Genomic DNA, 18,003 nt, shown 5'->3' with positions numbered 1-18,003 from the left:
TGGGCATGGTCACAGCGAGTAGCGCGATTGCGTCGATAGACTGCGCCGGGCGGCCGTAGACGACGGGGGCGAACAGAAGGGCGTGAGTGTGCGGGACGAGGAGACGCCGGAGCCGGGCGAGGGGACGGATCCGGAACAGGCGCAGACCGGTGCGGAGCCGGGCGATGGCGCGCCTGACCAGCCTGCGGAGGAGCTGCCCGACGACCACCCTGAAGGTGAGGATCAACCGGCGCGCGAGCCAGAGGGCGCCACCGAGTCCGAGGTGGATCCCGAGTCTGACGGGACCGAACCGGACCCTGAGGATGCGCCTGAACCGGAGCCCGAGGGTGAGCCTGAGCCAGAGCTCGATTCTGATATCGATCCGGAACCGGAGACCGACCCCGCTTCGGAAACTGAACTCGAGACCGACCCCGCGCCGGGCGTCGAGCCCGATGTGGCGTTCGACGAGGCTCGCGACCCGGACCCGGACTCGAACCCCGACCCCGAGCCCGAACCTCAGCCGGCGAGCGACGCTGACGTCCCTGCCGACGAGCCCGAGACCATCGTGCTCCCGGCTCAGCCCGACCCCATCCCGGACGAGACCGACGTGACACCCACCAAGAAGAAGCGGCGCCGCGGGCGCCGCGCTGTCCTCATCGCCGCCGGTGCACTCGTGCTGCTCGGTGGCGGGTACGTGGCCGGCGCCTGGTATCTCGGCGACCGGGTACCAGGCGATACGACGGTGGCCGGTGTCAACATCTCCGGCCTGCCGATCGACGAGGCCGAACGGGTCCTCACCGAGGGGCTCGCCGAGGAGACGACCGCACCCGTGGATGTCTCCTTCGGTCAGATCACCGCCGAGGTCGATCCCACCAGTGCGGGCCTTGCGCTCGACACCACCGCCACCGTCGACTCCGTCACCGGCTTCACTCTCGACCCGCGGAGGGTCTTCGGGCACCTGTTCGGAATGGGCGAGCAGCCGCCCGTTCTTGACGTCGACGACGAGGCTCTCACCGGCGCGCTGAGCGGACTGGCCGAGAACCTCGACGAACCACCAGTGGAAGGGGCGATCGACTTCTCCGATGGTGAACCCGAGATCACCGAACCTGTGGATGGTACCGGCCTCGATGTCGACGCCGCCGCCGAGGTCCTGGCCGAGGAATGGCTCACCGCAGACGGCACGATCGAACTCCCCGCCACCGTCCTGACGCCGACCATCGACGATGCCGTCATCGAGGACGCGATGACGACCCAGGTCGAACCGATGCTCTCCGGACCGGTGACCGTGGAGGTCAACGGCGAGACGGCGGAGCTCAGTGCGGACGAGGTGGCAGCAGCCGCCGCCATGCAGGCAGACGGATCCGTTCTGACGCTGGTGCTCGACGGTGAACCGCTCGCGAATCTCATCACCGAACGCGTGCCGTCTGTGGGGGAGAGTCCGCAGGACGCTCAGATCGTGCTCGACGATGGCGAGCCCACGATCATCCCGGCTGTCACCGGGACCGGCCTGGACCCGGCCGAGTTGGCTGACGCGGTGGCGAGCGCTGCGGTGGCGAGCGATGCCGAGGAGCGCACGGCCGCCGTCGAGCTGGCGCAGACGGAACCGGAGTTCTCCACCGAGGACGCGGAGGCGCTCGGGGTGACCGAGGTGATCGGCACCTACCGCACGCCCTACCCGTCCGACCCCGTTCGTACCGAGAACCTGATCGCGGGCACTGCCCACATCAACGGCACCCTGCTGAAGCCCGACGAGCAGTTCTCCCTGCTGGAGGCACTCCGCCCGATCAGCACCGCCAACGGCTACACGGTCTCGGGCGTGGTGGTGAACGGCTTCCACAGCGACGCCATCGGCGGCGGCCTCTCCCAGGTGTCGACGACCACCTTCAACGCTGCCTACGAGTCCGGGCTGACCGACATCACTCACCAGCCGCACTCGCGCTGGTTCTCCCGTTACCCGGAGGGCCGCGAGGCGACGGTCTTCGACCCCAGCATCGACATGGTGTTCGAGAACAACACCGGCTACGGGGTGCTGATCCAGGCCTATGTCACAGACTCCCACGTGGTGGTGACGATGTGGGGCACCGACGTCTTCGACGTGACCATCGACGTCAGCGGCCGGTACAACTTCACCCAGCCGCAGACGCTGTACAACCCGGACCCGCAGTGCCACGCCGAGCCCGGCGGCCAACAGGGCTTCAGCGTCACCGTCAGCCGCACGGTCACCCGCGATGGTGACGTGGTCGAGGATGACTCCTACAGCCACACCTACTCCCCGTGGAACCGCGTGATCTGCGGTGAGGAGCCGACTGAGGAACCCGACGAGGACTCCAGCGAGGACTAGCGCCTCGCCCGGGGCGCGGTCACCGGCGCCGCGGTGGAGGCGGCGGCACCCGCTTCGCGAGCACGATCGCCTCCGCGGGCACAGCGACCGGGCCCCGCCGGGTCTCCACCTCGACTCCGGAATCGTCAACCCGCAGCAGTTCGCCGAGCGCATCGGTCAGGCCCCCTTCGGGCAGCCGGAACCGCACCACGACGCGTTCGCCGGCCCGCCAGGATCGCCAACGGGCCGGTTCGGCAGAGCGGTCAACCATCGATGTGTCTCATTCCTCGGAGTGGATCGGTGCTCAGATCGCAAGGCAGCGCCTTCATGCTGGATACTAGACAGAGCATGCCGGTGCACTGCGGTGCTCACCGCATCTGGCCTGGCTCTGATCGGGCCAGTGCCCCCGTGATGGAAGGAATCGCCCGTGACGTACGTGATCGCGCAGCCCTGCGTGGATGTCAAGGACAAGGCCTGTATCGACGAGTGCCCGGTCGACTGCATCTATGAGGGTGAACGGTCCCTGTACATCCACCCCGACGAGTGCGTGGACTGTGGTGCCTGCGAGCCGGTCTGCCCCGTCGAGGCGATCTACTACGAGGACGACGTACCCGAGCAGTGGGCCGAGTACTACAAGGCGAACGTCGACTTCTTCGACGACATCGGCTCACCCGGCGGCGCCGCCAAGCTCGGCCTGATCCCCAAGGACCACCCGATCATCAGCGCGCTGCCGCCGCAGGCCGAGTAGTCCTCGTGGGCTTCGTCCAGCTCACCGACGCCTACCCCTGGGATGCGGTCGTTCCCTTCCGGGACCGAGCTAGCCAGCATCCGGGCGGACTGGTGGACCTGTCGATCGGTACGCCGGTGGATCCGACCCCGCAGGTGGTGCGGGATGCCCTGACGGCCGCCGCCGATGCCCCCGGATACCCGACGGCGCACGGCACCCCTGCCCTGCGGGAGGCCGTGGCCTCGTGGTTCCGTGAGCGGCGCGGTGTGCCCGAGCTCGACCCCGATGGCGTCCTGCCGACGGTGGGGTCGAAAGAACTGGTCGCCACGCTGCCCTCGCTGCTCGGCCTGGGGCCCGACGACATCGTCGTGGTGCCGTCCGTGGCCTACCCGACCTACGCCGTCGGGGCGCGCCTGGCCGGGGCGCAGGTGCTGGTGGCCGATGACGTCGCAGCCTGGGCGGGCAACCCGGCCGTGCGTCTGGTCTGGGTGAACTCGCCCTCCAACCCCACCGGCGCAGTGCTCGGCGCCGAGCACCTGCGGGGCGTGGTGACGGCGGCACGTGAGCTGGGTGCCGTGGTCGCCTCGGACGAGTGCTACGCCGAGCTGCCGTGGGTCCAGCCCTGGACCGAACCGTCCGGCGGTGGTGTGCCGTGCCTGCTGCGGCCGGATGTCAGCGGGGGAGACCACGCTGGTCTGCTGGTGGTGTATTCGCTGTCGAAGCAGTCGAACCTGGCCGGCTACCGGGCTGCCTTCGCCGCCGGTGACGCGGCCCTGGTGCACGGCATCCTGCAGCTGCGCCGGCACATGGGGATGATGGTGCCGGCACCGGTGCAGGCCGCCACGATCGCGGCCTTGGGTGACCACACGCATGTGGACGCTCAGCGGGAACGGTACCTGCGCCGTCGGGAGGCTCTGCTGGAGGCCCTGACCGGAGCGGGCTACGCCGTGGACCACTCCGAAGCCGGCCTGTACCTGTGGGTACGACCTGCTGACGGCGGCGGGGACTGCTGGTCGATGCTCAGCGACTTCGCCGAGCGTGGGATCCTCGTGGGTCCGGGCGAGTTCTACGGGGCTGTCAGCGACGACCACGTACGGGTGGCGCTGACCGCGCCGGACGCGCAGATCGACCAGGCTGTGGACCGCTTGGCCCGGTGATGACGCCTGTGATGAGGGATACCTACGAAGATTTCCCGAACTCCACGATCCGCAGGTACGTTGTGTAGGGAATCTTTGCTATCGGACTCGACTGGGAGCCCGAAGAGACGATCTTCTTGACGCTAGGAAGGGACGCCCATGTCCGACGCCACCCTCACCCCCGCCACGTTCCGTGTGGACGACCACGAACTGGAGTTCGCGCGCGTCCCGGCAGTGGAGGGCAACGACGGCGTCCATATCTCGAACCTGCTCAAGGAGACCGGCCTGGTCACCCTCGACTCCGGGTTCATGAACACCGCGAGCTGCGAGTCGAAGATCACCTACATCGACGGTGACGCCGGCATCCTCCGCTACCGCGGCTACCCGATCGAGCAGCTCGCCGAGCAGTCCTCCTTCCTCGAGGTCGCCTACCTGCTGATCAAGGGCGAACTGCCGACGGAGTCCGAGCTCTCGGCGTTCACCGAGCGGATCGAGCGCCACACGCACCTGCACGACAACTTCAAGGCCCTGATCGGCGCTTTCCCGCAGGACGCGCACCCGATGGCGGTGCTCTCCTCGGCCGTGTCCGCGCTGCCCGGCTACTACCCGGAGAGCGTCGACCCGTTCGACCCCGAGGCGGTCGAGCTGGCCACGGTGCTGTTGTTGGCGAAGCTGCCCACGATCGCCGCCTACGCCTTCCGCCGCTCCCGCGGTGAGGAGATGATCGGCCCGGACACCTCCCTCGGTTACGTCCAGGACTTCCTGCGGATGAGCTTCGCCAATGGTGGCGGGTACGAGACCGACCCGGAGCTGGTGAAGGCCCTCAACCTGCTGCTGATCCTGCACGCCGATCACGAGCAGAACTGCTCCACCTCCACGGTGCGGATCGTCGGGTCCGCGCACGCGAACCTGTACGCGAGCGTCTCGGCGGGTATCGGCGCACTCTCCGGCCCGCTGCACGGCGGTGCGAACGAGGCTGTGCTCGCGATGTTGAACGACATCCAGTCCAGTGACGACGACGTTGACACGTTCATGACCCGGGTCAAGAACAAGGAGAAGGGCGTACGCCTGATGGGCTTCGGCCACCGGGTGTACAAGAACTACGACCCGCGCGCCGCGATCGTGAAGAGTGTGGCCGACACCGTGCTCAAGAAGCTCGGCAAGAGCGACGAGCAGCTCGAGATCGCTATGCGCCTGGAAGAGATCGCCCTCTCCGACGACTACTTCATCCAGCGCAAGCTCTACCCGAACGTGGACTTCTACACCGGCCTGATCTACAAGGCCATGGGCTTCCCCACCAACATGTTCACCCCGCTGTTCGCGGTGGGCCGGGCGCCGGGCTGGATTGCCCAGTGGCGGGAGATGATGAACGACCCGACCACGAAGATCGGCCGCCCGCGCCAGGTGTACACGGGCTACTCGGCTCGCGACTACGTGCCCGTCGCCGAGCGCTGATCGGGGCCATCCCGCCGTCCGGCACCACCCACCCGTTGAGCGGGCCCGCCCCGCTCCGCGGGCCGAACTTTCGGCCCCTTCTCGGGTTTGACCCTGAACTTCGGGCCCCTGGAGCGCTGACGGGGCGGGTGGTTGCTGCCAGTCGCACGCTCAGCCCCTCCGCGGGCCGAACTTTCGGCCCCTTCTCGGGTTTCACCCTGAACTTCGGGCCCGGTGGACGAGGGTGGCCCGGGCGTGGGCGTGGCTCTGCCGTGGTGCGCTGGTCCACGAGCGCGTCCATCGCGGTTCCCTCGCCGGCTGAGATCATCGGCAGTACCGTGGATGGATGCATGGGGGACAGGTCCAGGAGTCGCATGGGGCGCGGGTGAACGGGACAGGGCAGCACGAGACGCGTACGGCACCGGCCGGCGCCTCGCCGATGACGCGCGTGGTGGTGCGGATCGTGCTGCTGGTGCTGCTCGTCGTGGCGGGCAGCAACGAAGTCACTCGTCCGCACGCCAGCTCGCTGGACGAATTGCGCGCCGACCTCACTGCGGGTGACGTGTCGGCGATGACCATCGAACGTCCTGCCGACCAGGCCGAGGGAACGTTCGCCGTCCGGTGGGACTCCGGGCTGTTCGACTCCCACGCTCGCTATGAATACAGCTGGCGCGAAGACGTCGACGAAGCCGCCGGGCTCGTGGAGTGGGCACACGCCGACGGCGTCGCCGTGACGATCATCTCTCCCTCAACCGGATTCATCGACAACGACGGCTGGCTCGCCAACCTGATCGGCGGCTGGTCCACGCTCCCAGCCCTGTTCGCCGGTGCCGGCCTCCTGATCGTGCTTGCCACCGGGCCCCAACCCTGGTTTGCCACCCGATGGGCCTGGTTCTGGCTCGGCGCCGCCATCCCGGTGCTCTGGTTGGCGTTCCTCCTGTTCGAACCACGCCCGCTGTGGCACAGCGCACGTCTCGCCTCGGCCGGGCGCGAGCCGGTCCCGAACCCCGAGGGCCAGGATCGGCGACTGACCGGCGGCTGGGCCTTCCTCATCGCAGGTGTGGTCGCCTCGGTGCTGGCCACAGTGCCGTTCCCCTGGCTGAACGGGTGGCACCCGTTCCTGCCCACCCCCTGACGGGTACCACCCGTCGTCGAACGCTGGGTTTGTGCGGCGTCCGGCGAGGTGAACGCACACGTCAGCGTTCGACATGTGCAGAGCCGGTACGGACGGGCTTCCCGGGGCCGTTGGGGGGAGGCTTCGGAAGCCTGCGCCGGGAAGAGTGCTGGCAGGTGCCGGACCCGTCATCTACCCTCAGAGACATGGCGTCGAGGGCGAGGCCCGTTCCCACGCGCGGGAGCCGCGTGCAGGACATGCTGCCTGTGCGCCACGACGCCAGGTCGGTCCAGGCCGCGATGGACGCCTTCCTCGGCTCCGGCGAGCTTCCGCCCTTCGTGGATCCCGTGGTGGCTGACTCGTGGCGGCGCTCACGCGGCAGCGGTCTGGACCCGGAGTCGGCCACTGCCATCCTCGGTCTGCCCGGCGATGATCTCGATGCCTATCGCAGCCAGCACCCGCTCGCGGGGGTGATGCCCGTGGTGCGGGAGCTGCTGGTCGGGGCCGCCACCAGCGACGGTCTCGTGGTCGCCATCTCGGACGACGTCGGCCGGCTGTTGTGGGTCGAGGGAAGCCACGGCACCCGCAGCACGGTCGACCGGGTCGGTTTCGTCGAGGGCGCGCTGTGGCGGGAGGAGCAGGTGGGCACCAACGCCCCCGGCACTGCGCTTGCCACGCGCCGGGCCGTGCAGGTTCTCGGGGCCGAGCACTTCGCGCGCCCGGTGCGCTCCCTCAACTGCGTGGCCGCTCCGATTCACGATCCCACCGGTCGCGTGCTCGGGGTACTCGACATCACTGGTGGTGAACCGGCCGGCTCACGCATGATGCTCTCCCTCGTCCGGGCTGCCGCGGGAACGATCGAACGCGAACTTGCCGCCACCTCTCCCCATGCCTTCGAGTCTGAGCGCACCGAGGTGCGCCTGCTCGGGGATCCGCTCCTGCACACCCCCGACGGCGACCCTCACCTCTCCCTTCGTCATGCCGAGATCCTGACTCTTCTTTCCGAGCACCCGGACGGGCTCACCGGTGAGGAGCTGGCGGTTCATCTGGACAGCCGGGAGCTGTCCGAGGTGACAGTCCGGGCGGAGATCTCGCGCCTGCGGCGTGTGGGCCGCCAGTTGCCGGAGGGGTTGCTGGCCGGATCTCGCCCCTACCGGCTGACCCGATCACTGTGCACCGACATTCAGCGAGTGCGCAGCCACCTCGCTGCCGGGGACGTGACTGCGGCTGTGAGCGCCTATCGGGCGCCAGTGCTGCCCCGCTCCGTGGCGCCCGGGGTGGAGCGGATCCGGGCCGAGTTGTCCGCAGAGGTGCGTTCCGCCGTCGTGACCTCGGGCTCGGTGGAGGCACTGGATCGCTGGACTGGTACGACCGACGGCCGCGACGATCTGCCGGCGTGGCGCGCCCTGCTCACCGCTGCTGCGCCGGGCAGCCCTCAGGCGGTCCGGGCGCTCGCGCATCTCAGCGTGCTCGAGACCGATCTCGCCTGATCGCGCAGACTCCTTCGGGCCCTCCCCGGTGCTGCCGCTGGCGTGCCGCCACACTTCGCTGACCGGACCGACACGGCGGCGTACCGGCGCTGCAACAGTGTGCGCGGCCCCACGCATCTGTGTCGGTCGCGTCACTGCAACGTGGATGCAACCCCCGCCGCCCTACCGTGCTCACACACGGGCGCGAGGACGCGCTCGTGAGGACTGCGAGGAGGCACATCCCCATGACTGTCTACGCACCCCCGGGAACGGAGGGCTCCGTCGTCGAGTACCGCTCTCGGTACGACCACTGGATCGGCGGCGAGTACCTGCCGCCGGCGAAGGGCGAGTACTTCGAGAATCCCAGCCCCGTCACAGGGCAGACCTTCACCGAGGTGGCCCGTGGCACCGCCGAGGACATCGAGGCTGCACTCGATGCCGCCCACGGTGCCGCACCTGCGTGGGCCCGAACCAGCGTGACCGAGCGGGCGAACATCTTGAACAAGATCGCCGACCGGATGGAGGCGAACCTCGAGAAGATCGCGGTGGCCGAGGCATGGGAGAACGGCAAGCCGGTGCGCGAGACCCTCGCTGCCGACATCCCGCTGGCGATCGATCACTTCCGCTATTTCGCCGGCGCCATCCGTGCCCAGGAGGGCTCGATCTCCGAGATCGACGGCGACACCATCGCGTACCACTTCCACGAGCCACTCGGCGTGGTCGGGCAGATCATCCCGTGGAACTTCCCGATCCTGATGGCCACGTGGAAGCTCGCTCCGGCGCTCGCGGCCGGGAACGCGGTGGTGCTCAAACCGGCCGAGCAGACACCGGCCTCGATCCTGCTGCTGATGGACCTCATCGGTGACCTGCTGCCACCCGGGGTGGTGAACGTCGTCAACGGGTTCGGAGTGGAGGCTGGCAAGCCGCTCGCGAGCTCGCCGCGGATCGCGAAGATCGCGTTCACGGGGGAGACCACCACAGGCCGGCTGATCATGCAGTACGCCAGCCAGAACATCATCCCGGTTACCCTCGAGCTCGGTGGGAAGAGCCCGAACATCTTCTTCTCCGACGTGGCGTCCGCGCAGGACGACTTCTATGACAAGGCGCTCGAGGGCTTCACCATGTTCGCCCTCAACCAGGGCGAGGTGTGCACCTGCCCCTCCCGGGCACTGATCCAGGCCGACATCTATGACCAGTTCCTCGGTGACGCCGTGGAGCGGACCAAGGCCGTGAAGCAGGGCAACCCGCTGGACACCGAGACCATGATCGGCGCCCAGGCCTCCAACGACCAGCTCGAGAAGATCCTCTCCTATATCGACATCGGCAAGCAGGAGGGGGCGCGCGTACTCACCGGCGGCGAGCGTGCCGAGCTCGGCGGTGAGCTCGCCGGCGGCTACTACGTGACCCCGACCATCTTCGAGGGCAACAACGCGATGCGGATCTTCCAGGAGGAGATCTTCGGCCCGGTCGTCTCGGTCACCTCCTTCGACGAGTTCGACGACGCCATGAAGATCGCCAACGACACCCTCTACGGTCTCGGTGCCGGCGTGTGGTCGCGTGAGGCGGGCACGGCCTACCGGGCGGGACGCACCATCCAGGCCGGACGGGTGTGGACGAACTGTTACCACGCCTACCCCGCGGCCGCCGCGTTCGGTGGCTACAAGGGTTCAGGCGTGGGCAGGGAGAACCACAAGATGATGCTCGACCACTACCAGCAGACGAAGAACCTGCTGGTCTCCTACGCCCCGCAGAAGCTGGGCTTCTTCTGATCTGCCGGGTGCGCAGGCGGCCGGGCATGACCCTCGCCTGCGCACCGGTTTCCACGAGAGGCACGCGATGAATCACGACGGCGCAGGTCACCTCCCGCAGGTCGAGGCCCATCGGGTGGATCTCACCCAGGCCGCCGCCGACCTGCTGGTGCGGTTGCGAGAGCGGCATGGGGAGCTGATGTTCCACCAGTCCGGTGGGTGCTGTGACGGGTCGTCGCCCATGTGCTACCCGCAGGGCGACTTCCTCACCTCCGAGGCGGATGTGCACCTGGGTGATCTGGTGGTGCAGGCCGGGGCGGGTGTGGAGTCCGGGGGTGAGCCCACGTTCACCGTGCCAGTGTGGATGAGCCGCACGCAGTTCGAGTACTGGCGGCACACCCATCTGACCATCGACGTGGTGCCCGGCAGGGGTGCCGGGTTCAGCGTCGAAGCACCCGAGGGGGTGCGGTTCCTGATCCGGTCGCGGCTGCTGAGCGATGAGGAGAGTGAGGCGCTCAGTAGTTCGGGACGCTGAGAACCTCGGCGCTGAGCGTCACTCACTCACCGAGCCGGCTTCAGCGGCGGATCAACCTCTGTGCGTACTGGTCGAGGACCGTGATGGCCCGTCCAGTCCGCCCATTGCCGTTGACGAACGGATGGATGTTCTCGAACTGTGCGTGGGCGATTGCCACCTGGACGAGGATGGGGAGATGGTTCCGACGGGTGAACTGCGCCAGGTCGTCCATCGCGGCCGGCACGAGCGGAGCCTGAGGTGCCACATGGCTTGCTCCACGTGGGCCGACGCTGGAGGTACCGATCCATACGAGCTGATCCCTCCACTGTCCGGCGTGGATCTCGGCCCCTGCCTGACCGATCAGCAATGTCCGGTGCATCTGGAGGATCGCGTCAATGTCGAATCGATCGGCGAGTCGGAGCGCGACCTCCATGGTCCGGACGTTGGATACGTGCGGGAACAGTGGAACGATAGGGGCCCGAGGCGGCCGCCATCGCGGATCGACTCCTCATGCCATCAGACTCGGCGACCCAGTGGTCCTCGACGTGATCGAACGGCGGATCGGGAGCATGCACCCGATCTTGCTCAAGCTTTCTCAGAAAACTTGAGCAAGGAGAGGTCCTACTCAAGGTTCGGTCGGCCAGAACCTGTCCGCGATCATCGAGGCGATCGGCATCGCAGCGGTTGCAGCGGGGGAGGGGGCATTGCACACGTGCAGCTGCCGCTCGCTGGAGCGCCACAGGAAGTCGTCGACGAGGGTGCCGTCGGAGCGGACGGCCTGCGCACGGATCCCCGCCGTCGCAGGCTGTAGGTCACGCACCCCAAGATCCGGCAGATACCTGCGGCACTCGCGCAGGTATCCGCGCCGGAAGGTCGAGTTGCGCATCTCCCGTAGACCGGTGCGCACTTTCCCCCTGGCCATTCGCCAACTCCCTGGGAACCCGGCGATGTCCCGCAGGTCGGCCGGCGACAGGGAGTACTTGCGGTACCCCTCGCGCGCCGCACCCAGCACGGCGTTCGGGCCGACAGTCACGAGCCCATCGATCGTCGGGCTGAGGTGGACGCCGAGGAACGGGAGCCCAGGATCGGGCACCGGGTAGATCAGCGAGGACACCACATCGGACCGCTCGGGAGGCAGGTGGAAGTACTCGCCCCGGAAGGGGATGATCGAGAACCCGCCCCCGAGTCCGCCGAGTGCAGCGAGCCGGTCCGACTGCAGTCCCGCGCACACGACCAGGCGATCGGCCACGATGATCTCCTCGTCGTCGGTGACGGCACCCTGGACCCGGAGCCGGACCTCCCTCGGCTTCTCCTCGATCCCGGTCACTCGAGTATTCAGGCGCAGTGACCCGCCCTCGCGCAGGATGTCCTCTGCCAGCGCCTCCGCCACCCGGGAGTAGGAGACGATGCCCGAATCGGGGACCCACAGGGCGCCCAGCCCCCGGACCATCGGTTCCCGCTCCGCCAGCTCCGCCGACCCGAGGCGCTCGACGGTGAGTCCGTTTGCCCGGGAACGCTGCTCCAGGCCGTCCGGACCGTCCAGGCGCGCCAGTTCACGCTCGTTCGTCGCCACGACCAGCTTGCCGGTGGTGCGCAGCGGGATCCGGTGCTCAGCGCAGAACTCCTTCGTCGCCCGCGCCCCGGCCCGGCACAGGCGTGCCTTCAGGGACCCCGGTGCGTAGTACACCCCGGCGTGGATCACGCCCGAGTTGTGACTGGTCTGGTGAGCTGCGATCCGGTCTTCCTTCTCGACCACTAGCACCCGGCCGGCCGGGCGGCGGGCGAGGAGCTCCCGGGCCGTGGCCAGGCCGACGATGCCGGCCCCGACGACTACCGCGTCGTACCGGGTGCTGCTCGCCCCGCCAGCACTCACTTCAGCGCTCCTCCCATCAGGCCGCTGACGATCTTCTTCTCGAACCGGAGGTAGATCAGCAGCACCGGCAGGATCGACATCAGCGAGAACGCCTGGATCACCGGCCAGTCCGGGACCCCGAGCGTGTCCTGGAGCAGGAACAGCTGGTAGGACATGGTGCGCATGCCCTGCTCGCTGGTGAACGCCAGGACGAACGGGAACTCGTTCCATGCCTCGCGGAAGCCGAGTACGGCCACTGTGACGATCGCGGGGATCGAGAGCGGCAGGATGATGCGGACGAACCGGGTGACGATCCCCGCACCGTCGATCGAGGCAGCCTCCTCCAGCTCGACCGGGACGGCCCTGATGAAACCGGCCATGATCCAGGTGGCCAGCGGAACGGCCGTGGCCGTGTAGATCACGATGAGGGCGGTGTAGGTGTTCAGCATCCCGACCCGCTCCAAGATCTGGTAGAGCGGGATGACGAGGCTGACCCGGGGGACCAGGCGGGGCACGAGCACGAGCGCGAGAAGCAGGTGCCGCATCCGGAAGGCGTAGCGGGCGAAGGCGTAGCCGGCCATCGCGGCAACGATCACCGAGAAGAAGGTCGAGGTGACGGCCAGGATCGCGCTGTTGAGGAGGTAGCGCCAGAATCCGTCGAACTCGATCACCGTGCGAAACGCCTCGATGGTCGGGTTGGCCGGGATGAGACCCGGATCGGTGAAGATCTCCAGGCGTGGGGTGAACGCTGCCGAGACGGACCACAGAAATGGTGCCAGGGTCCACACCATCAGCACCACGATGGCGGCGGTGGCGAGCCAGTTGCGCCGGACGGCCACTGCCCAGCGCGGGCGGGCGGCGCGGTGCGTCACCACTGGCGACTGGCGTCGTGGTCCTGACCGGGTGGGTGGCGTCGAGAGAGTCGTCATGTCAGTCGTCCTTCGGGAAGATCTTCAGGTAGAGACCGCTGAGTGCCGTATTGATCACGAGCAGGCACACCATCACCACTGAGGCCTTCGAGTAGTTCAGCTCGGTGAATCCGAGGCTGTACATGTAGATCGCGAGCACATCGGTGGCCCGGTTGGGTCCGCCGCCGGTCAACGGCATGATCAGGTCGAAGATGTTGAAGCTCGCGAAGGTCAGCCACACCAGCGTCAGGGCCACCTGGGGTGCCAGGGACGGCAGGACCACGGCAGTGAAGCTCTGCCAGGAGTTGGCCCCGTCGATCCGCGCGGCCTCGAGCATCTCCTTGTTCATCATCTGCAGCCCGCCGAGCACGATCAGGGTGGCGAACGGTGTGATGTGCCAGATGTTGGCGATGATCACGATGATCATGGCCTGGGCGGGTGAGGCGAGCGAGAGGCTGCTCTCGATCCCGAACACGTCCATCACGTAGGGGACCAGCCCGCCCTCACTGGTGAACAGGAAGCGGAACATCACACCGGAGGCCACACCGGAGACGAGGTAGGGCACGAGCGAGACGGCCCTGAAGGCCCGGGTCCCGAACCCGATGTGATGCAGGGCGAGGGCGAACGCCATCGACATCGCGGTGCCGACAACCACGGTGGCCACCACGAAGACGACCGAGCGCGTGAGGGAGTTGAGGAAGATCGGGTCCCGCAGGACCTCGATGTAGTTCTCCAGCCCGATGAATGGTTCACCGATCTGGTACAGGTCGATCCGGAAGAACGTGTCCCGGATGCCCTTCAGCACGGGATAGGCCAGCACCGCGACGATCAGCACGATCGCCGGCGCCAGGAACAGGTAGGGGTAGAAGCGCTCACCGCGCTCCCGCCGCGATCTGCGGCGGGGAACGGTCTGCCTCGCGTCGATCTGTGTCATGACTTGTCCGTCCGTTGTCGCAGCCGGTGCTGCCGCGGGCATGTCCCGCGGCAGCACCGGCGTCAGGTCACTCGTTGAGCGCGTCGAGCTGCGCCTGATAGGTGGCGGCGACCGCAGCGGCGTCGGCGTCGGGGTTCTGCAGCACTTCCTGGGTGGCGTCGAAGAGGATCTCGTGCACCTCCGGTTGACGCTGGTGCACCGGCAGAGCCTCCATCTCCTCCACAGCGGGCAACAGCTCCTCGAGCCACGGCTGCTGCTCCAGGAAGGCCGGGTCGTGCAGGACCGCAGCCGACGACGGCGACTGGTAACGCAGCCCGATCTCGGACTGGACCTCGGCGCTCGCGAGGTACTGCAGCACAAGCCCCACCTCGTAGGGGTGCTCGGTGGCAGCACTGACGTAGTACGGCCATGCCCGTACGGTTGCCCGGTGCTCGTCCTCGGCGCCGGGCCGGTACGGCATCGGCGCTACGTCCCACTGTTCGCCGTACTCCAGCGCCTGGTCGATCTCCGGCATGATGTTCATGCCGTTGTGGAACATCGCCGAGCTGCTGCCGATGAAGGAGCCACGCTCGTCGGCGTGCCCCCAGGCGAGGGTCTCCGAGCTGACGGCGCCAGATCGCACGAGCTCCTGCAGGAACTCCAGGGCGTAGACCCCGGCCTCGGAGTCCAGCTGCGGAGTGCCGGCGTCGTCGACCTGTCCACCCATCGCGAGGAACGGGCGCATGAAGCGGTCCATGGGCGTGCCGTCCCGCGACCCGGGGTAGGCGAAGCCGTAGCGGCCGTCCTCGGTGAGTTCAGCGGCGGCCGCCAGCACGTCGTCATAGGTCTCAGGGACGTCAAGTCCGGCCTCATCGAGCCAGTCGGAGCGGTAGGTGAGCCAGATCGAACCGATCGACGTTGCGACCCCATGCGGGACGCCGTCCCACTCGGCCACGTCCCACGCCACGTCCAGGAGGGCGTCGTAGTTCTCGGGGTTCTCCTCGGCCCACGCCTCCTTGATCGGGGTGATATCCATCAGCACATCCTGCGCGTAGAGGACTGTGGCCGACTCGAACGGAGCCTGGAGGATGTCGGGGGCGTCGTCGGCGCGATACTGGCGGATGAAGTCGGTCGGCGCCTGCTCCAGCGGGATAACGTCCGCCGTGACGTTGATGTTCGGGTGCTCGGCGTTGAAGGATTCGAAACCGTCGGCCGGCTGGAAGTCTTCCCGGCCGAACCAGATCGTGATGTCGACGGTCTCGTCCTCACCGGCGGGAGTCACCTCGGCGGGTGCGCCGCCGTCGTTGCCTTCGCCGGAGCCGGAGCCACAGGCAGTGAGTCCGAGCCCGACGGCGGTCAGGCCCGCTGCGAGTGCGGTGCCCCTTCTCATGTGTGTCCTCATCGACGTATCCACCTTTCGTTGCGTCGTTGCACAGGTGTGCGTGGTTGGGGTTGGGTGTGGGGATCGGGGTCAGTATTCGGTTGAGGCCGTGTGGCCCGATCCCCGGAGGGCGTCGGGCAGTCGGGAGGCCATCTGGATGCGTCAGTGTGGGGCGGAGAACACGGCGTCGTCCGATTCGGTGCCTGCTTCGACTCCGACCTCGGCACCGGGTGCGGCCCCTGGCGATGGCCGGGGGTTGAGCTCGAACGCAGGCCGCAGGCCCGCTGCCACGGCTGCGAGCTCCGCAGCGCCGCGACTGGTCGCCTCATCCACCTCAGGGATGTGATATGGACCCATGTGGTCCGCGCGCACCTTGCGCATCGTCCGGGTCCGGAGCCCGCCGCCGGTGAGTACCAGCTGGGTCCGCGGGCCGGCCAGAGCGTCCAGTCGGTCGGCGAGCTCGGCCGCGCGGCGCCCGATGCACTCCACGGCAGCTCGCCACACCATCGCAGGGCGAGGTTCGTAGCCGATGTTGGTCAAGGTCGCGCGTTCGAGCCAGATCTCGTCGACGTGCGGGTCGTCCGGGCCGAGCACGAGGTCGAATGCCTCCTCGTCCAGGTGGTCCAGGTCGGACTCGCCCAGGCCGAGCAGCTTCATGAAGCGCCACAGCCCGATCCCCGATCGCAGGCTGCACATCCCCTGTAGGGAGTCCGGGAGGACGTCGCGGCCGATGGCGATCTCCGCGTCCACGGCATCGGCCACCTGCTCACGGGTCAGGTTCCCCGCGCCGAGGCGGCGGATGATGGATTCACCGGTTCCGCACGAATCGATCATGTCACCGGCCCCGGTGGCACCGAGGCCGACGCTGGCGGCGAGGTGGTCCATCCCGGCGATGGTCACCGCGGCGCGATCCAAGGAGGGGTGTGCGCCGGTGACGGTACCCACCCGCTCGCCGGCGTGGACGAGTGGAGCGAGCAGTCCTCGCGGCAGATCCAGGCTGTCGAGCACGTCCTCGGCCTCAGTGGCCTTGAGTACGTCGAACAACCCGGTCCGGCTGGCCAGCGACATCTCGGTCGCCTGCTCACCGGTCAGTGCGTAGGCGATCCACTCCTCGACGCTCAGCCATCGAGCCCAGCGCCGAGGTTCGGCGCAGTTGCGGGCGAACCAGCGGAACTTCATGATGCTGGGCTTGTGGTTGACCGCCAGCCCGGTGACGCCGCTGAATGTACGGTGCCCGATGCCGCCGGCGAGATCGGCGATGATGTCGTCGCCATTGAGGTCGTACCACGGCAGCACGGGCGTGAGCGCGGTTCCGGCGGCGTCGATCATGACCCCGGACTCGGCGAATCCGGTGAGTCCGATCCCGGCGATCCGCCCGCCACCGGCCTGGTCCTTGGCCATCCGCATCTGCCGGAGCACGATCCCGAGCAGAGCGTCCGCCTCGGCATGGCGGGCACCGGCCGGCCCAGTCCACGGGGTGGGTGCAGAGACGAGGGAGCGGCGTACGCCGCCGGCGTCGACGGCCTGCACCTTGATCGAGGTGCTGCCCACATCGACACCCAGCAGGAGCTCACCTCTCATCGCTGCTCCCGGAAGACGGTGACGTACTCGGCGAAGTTGCGTCCGATCTGCTGTGCCGCGCCGGTCCTGTCGAGGTGGCCGTCCATGAACGCGGTCACCGCGTCGCTCCAGGTGGAACGACCGATCGCGAACCCGTCCAACCCCGGGACTGCAGCTCCCATACGCAGCCAGCCGCGTACGGTCTCCTCAGGCGCCCCACGCCCGAGGATGATGGTCTGCGCGTGGGTGCGGCCGCCGTCAGTGGCTTGGGTGACCACCTCACGGTAGGCGGCCTCGGAGTGCAGGCCCTCGACCTTCCAGACATCGGCCTCCACGCCGCCGGCCTGCAACTCGGCGATCGCCTCGCACATCAGCCGCGGCCGGATCTCCTCCTCGAACCGTTCGGTGGACCCGCCCACGGACTCCAGGTGCTCGGCCGTGGGGGTCACGAGAATCTCGACCATGAACTTCTGACGGCGTGGGGCCAGCCAGTCCGAGAGCTCGGCCAGCCGAGTGCGGCTCAGGCGCGCGTCCTCCTCCGGCTGCGAGGTGTCCTTGAACGCCAGGATCTTGACCTGGTCCGGGTCGAACTCCTCGATGTGACTGGCGAACTCGTCGCCGTACTCGAGCTCGAAGATCTTGGCCATGCTCTTCTCCGCCGGCATGGCCAGCAGGACGCCGTCCTGGCGGGCGCGGCGGGCCACGCCGGCGCCGAACTCCTCGTCCACCAGGATTCCCACGTCCGAGGTGGACAGGGATAGGGCCGGGAGGGCGGTGAGGAGGCCGTCGTAGATGATCTCCTTCAGCAGGCTGTAGTCGACGGTGGTGGAGCCGTTCGCACCTGCGTAGGTGCTGCCGTGCGGGCCGAACATCTTGTTCAGGGAGACGCGGTGGTCGAAGGCGAGGATGTACAGGGGCGGGTTGGTCATGGGGGTGGTCCGTTCTGGA

General features: G+C 68.1%; 16 protein-coding genes. 8 read left to right on the top strand and 8 right to left on the bottom strand.

The annotated features are described in order from the left end of the window. Positions 1 to 82 precede the first annotated feature (82 nt). Positions 83 to 2,320 carry a VanW family protein gene (locus FV560_RS04935; RefSeq protein ID WP_159619999.1) on the top strand — a complete coding sequence of 746 codons (2,238 nt, stop codon included), beginning with the start codon at positions 83 to 85 and terminating at the stop codon, positions 2,318 to 2,320. Between the two features lie 19 nt (positions 2,321 to 2,339). Here the strand turns inward: FV560_RS04935 and FV560_RS04930 are convergent, their stop codons facing one another. Further along, positions 2,340 to 2,570, bottom strand: coding sequence for a putative acetyltransferase (locus tag FV560_RS04930; protein ID WP_159619997.1), 231 nt, complete (start codon positions 2,568 to 2,570; stop codon positions 2,340 to 2,342). Between the two features lie 156 nt (positions 2,571 to 2,726). Between FV560_RS04930 and fdxA the strand changes: the two genes are divergently transcribed. The 7 genes from fdxA (at position 2,727) to FV560_RS04895 (ending at position 10,462) form a co-directional block, all read left to right on the top strand. After that, positions 2,727 to 3,047 carry a ferredoxin gene (gene fdxA, locus FV560_RS04925; protein WP_159619995.1) on the top strand — a complete coding sequence of 107 codons (321 nt, stop codon included), beginning with the start codon at positions 2,727 to 2,729 and terminating at the stop codon, positions 3,045 to 3,047. 5 nt (positions 3,048 to 3,052) lie between these two features. Continuing rightward, a complete protein-coding gene (gene dapC / locus FV560_RS04920) occupies positions 3,053 to 4,183 on the top strand; it encodes a succinyldiaminopimelate transaminase (RefSeq protein WP_159619993.1) in 1,131 nt (376 codons plus the stop codon). A 138-nt stretch (positions 4,184 to 4,321) separates the two neighbouring features. After that, positions 4,322 to 5,617: a citrate synthase gene (locus FV560_RS04915; protein WP_159619991.1), complete on the top strand. Its 1,296-nt coding sequence runs from the start codon at positions 4,322 to 4,324 to the stop codon at positions 5,615 to 5,617. A 325-nt stretch (positions 5,618 to 5,942) separates the two neighbouring features. After that, positions 5,943 to 6,731 carry a hypothetical protein gene (locus FV560_RS04910; protein ID WP_159619982.1) on the top strand — a complete coding sequence of 263 codons (789 nt, stop codon included), beginning with the start codon at positions 5,943 to 5,945 and terminating at the stop codon, positions 6,729 to 6,731. A gap of 185 nt (positions 6,732 to 6,916) precedes the next feature. Continuing rightward, a complete protein-coding gene (locus FV560_RS04905) occupies positions 6,917 to 8,200 on the top strand; it encodes a GAF domain-containing protein (RefSeq protein WP_235019932.1) in 1,284 nt (427 codons plus the stop codon). A 224-nt stretch (positions 8,201 to 8,424) separates the two neighbouring features. After that, positions 8,425 to 9,948 (top strand): acetaldehyde dehydrogenase ExaC, encoded by a 1,524-nt coding sequence (exaC, locus tag FV560_RS04900; RefSeq protein WP_159619980.1) that lies wholly within the window; start codon positions 8,425 to 8,427, stop codon positions 9,946 to 9,948. Positions 9,949 to 10,015: 67 nt separating this feature from the next. Further along, a complete protein-coding gene (locus tag FV560_RS04895; RefSeq protein ID WP_159619978.1) occupies positions 10,016 to 10,462 on the top strand; it encodes a DUF779 domain-containing protein in 447 nt (148 codons plus the stop codon). A 40-nt stretch (positions 10,463 to 10,502) separates the two neighbouring features. Here the strand turns inward: FV560_RS04895 and FV560_RS04890 are convergent, their stop codons facing one another. The 7 genes from FV560_RS04890 to FV560_RS04860 form a co-directional block, all read right to left on the bottom strand. Then, a complete protein-coding gene (locus FV560_RS04890; protein ID WP_159619976.1) occupies positions 10,503 to 10,874 on the bottom strand; it encodes a Fic family protein in 372 nt (123 codons plus the stop codon). 192 nt (positions 10,875 to 11,066) lie between these two features. Continuing rightward, positions 11,067 to 12,314 carry an L-2-hydroxyglutarate oxidase gene (lhgO, locus tag FV560_RS04885; protein WP_159619974.1) on the bottom strand — a complete coding sequence of 416 codons (1,248 nt, stop codon included), beginning with the start codon at positions 12,312 to 12,314 and terminating at the stop codon, positions 11,067 to 11,069. After that, positions 12,311 to 13,222 (bottom strand): carbohydrate ABC transporter permease, encoded by a 912-nt coding sequence (locus tag FV560_RS04880; protein WP_159619972.1) that lies wholly within the window; start codon positions 13,220 to 13,222, stop codon positions 12,311 to 12,313. The genes lhgO and FV560_RS04880 overlap by 4 nt, the downstream gene beginning before the upstream one ends. A gap of 1 nt (position 13,223) precedes the next feature. Further along, a complete protein-coding gene (locus FV560_RS04875) occupies positions 13,224 to 14,135 on the bottom strand; it encodes a carbohydrate ABC transporter permease (RefSeq protein WP_159619970.1) in 912 nt (303 codons plus the stop codon). 67 nt (positions 14,136 to 14,202) lie between these two features. Beyond that, entirely contained in the window at positions 14,203 to 15,504 is a 1,302-nt protein-coding gene (locus FV560_RS04870; RefSeq protein ID WP_159619968.1) for an ABC transporter substrate-binding protein, read from the bottom strand. A 153-nt stretch (positions 15,505 to 15,657) separates the two neighbouring features. Beyond that, complete coding sequence (locus FV560_RS04865; RefSeq protein WP_159619966.1) at positions 15,658 to 17,076, bottom strand: FGGY-family carbohydrate kinase; 1,419 nt, start codon at positions 17,074 to 17,076, stop codon at positions 15,658 to 15,660. Next, positions 17,073 to 17,984: a 2-deoxy-5-keto-D-gluconate 6-phosphate aldolase domain-containing protein gene (locus tag FV560_RS04860; protein ID WP_159619964.1), complete on the bottom strand. Its 912-nt coding sequence runs from the start codon at positions 17,982 to 17,984 to the stop codon at positions 17,073 to 17,075. The genes FV560_RS04865 and FV560_RS04860 overlap by 4 nt, the downstream gene beginning before the upstream one ends. Positions 17,985 to 18,003 lie beyond the last annotated feature (19 nt).

The sequence above is a fragment of the Ruania rhizosphaerae genome, assembly GCF_009805705.1.
GTDB lineage: Bacteria > Actinomycetota > Actinomycetes > Actinomycetales > Beutenbergiaceae > Ruania > Ruania rhizosphaerae.
Note: the sequence above shows the minus strand (reverse complement) of the source record. Positions and strands in the feature narration are given on the sequence as shown.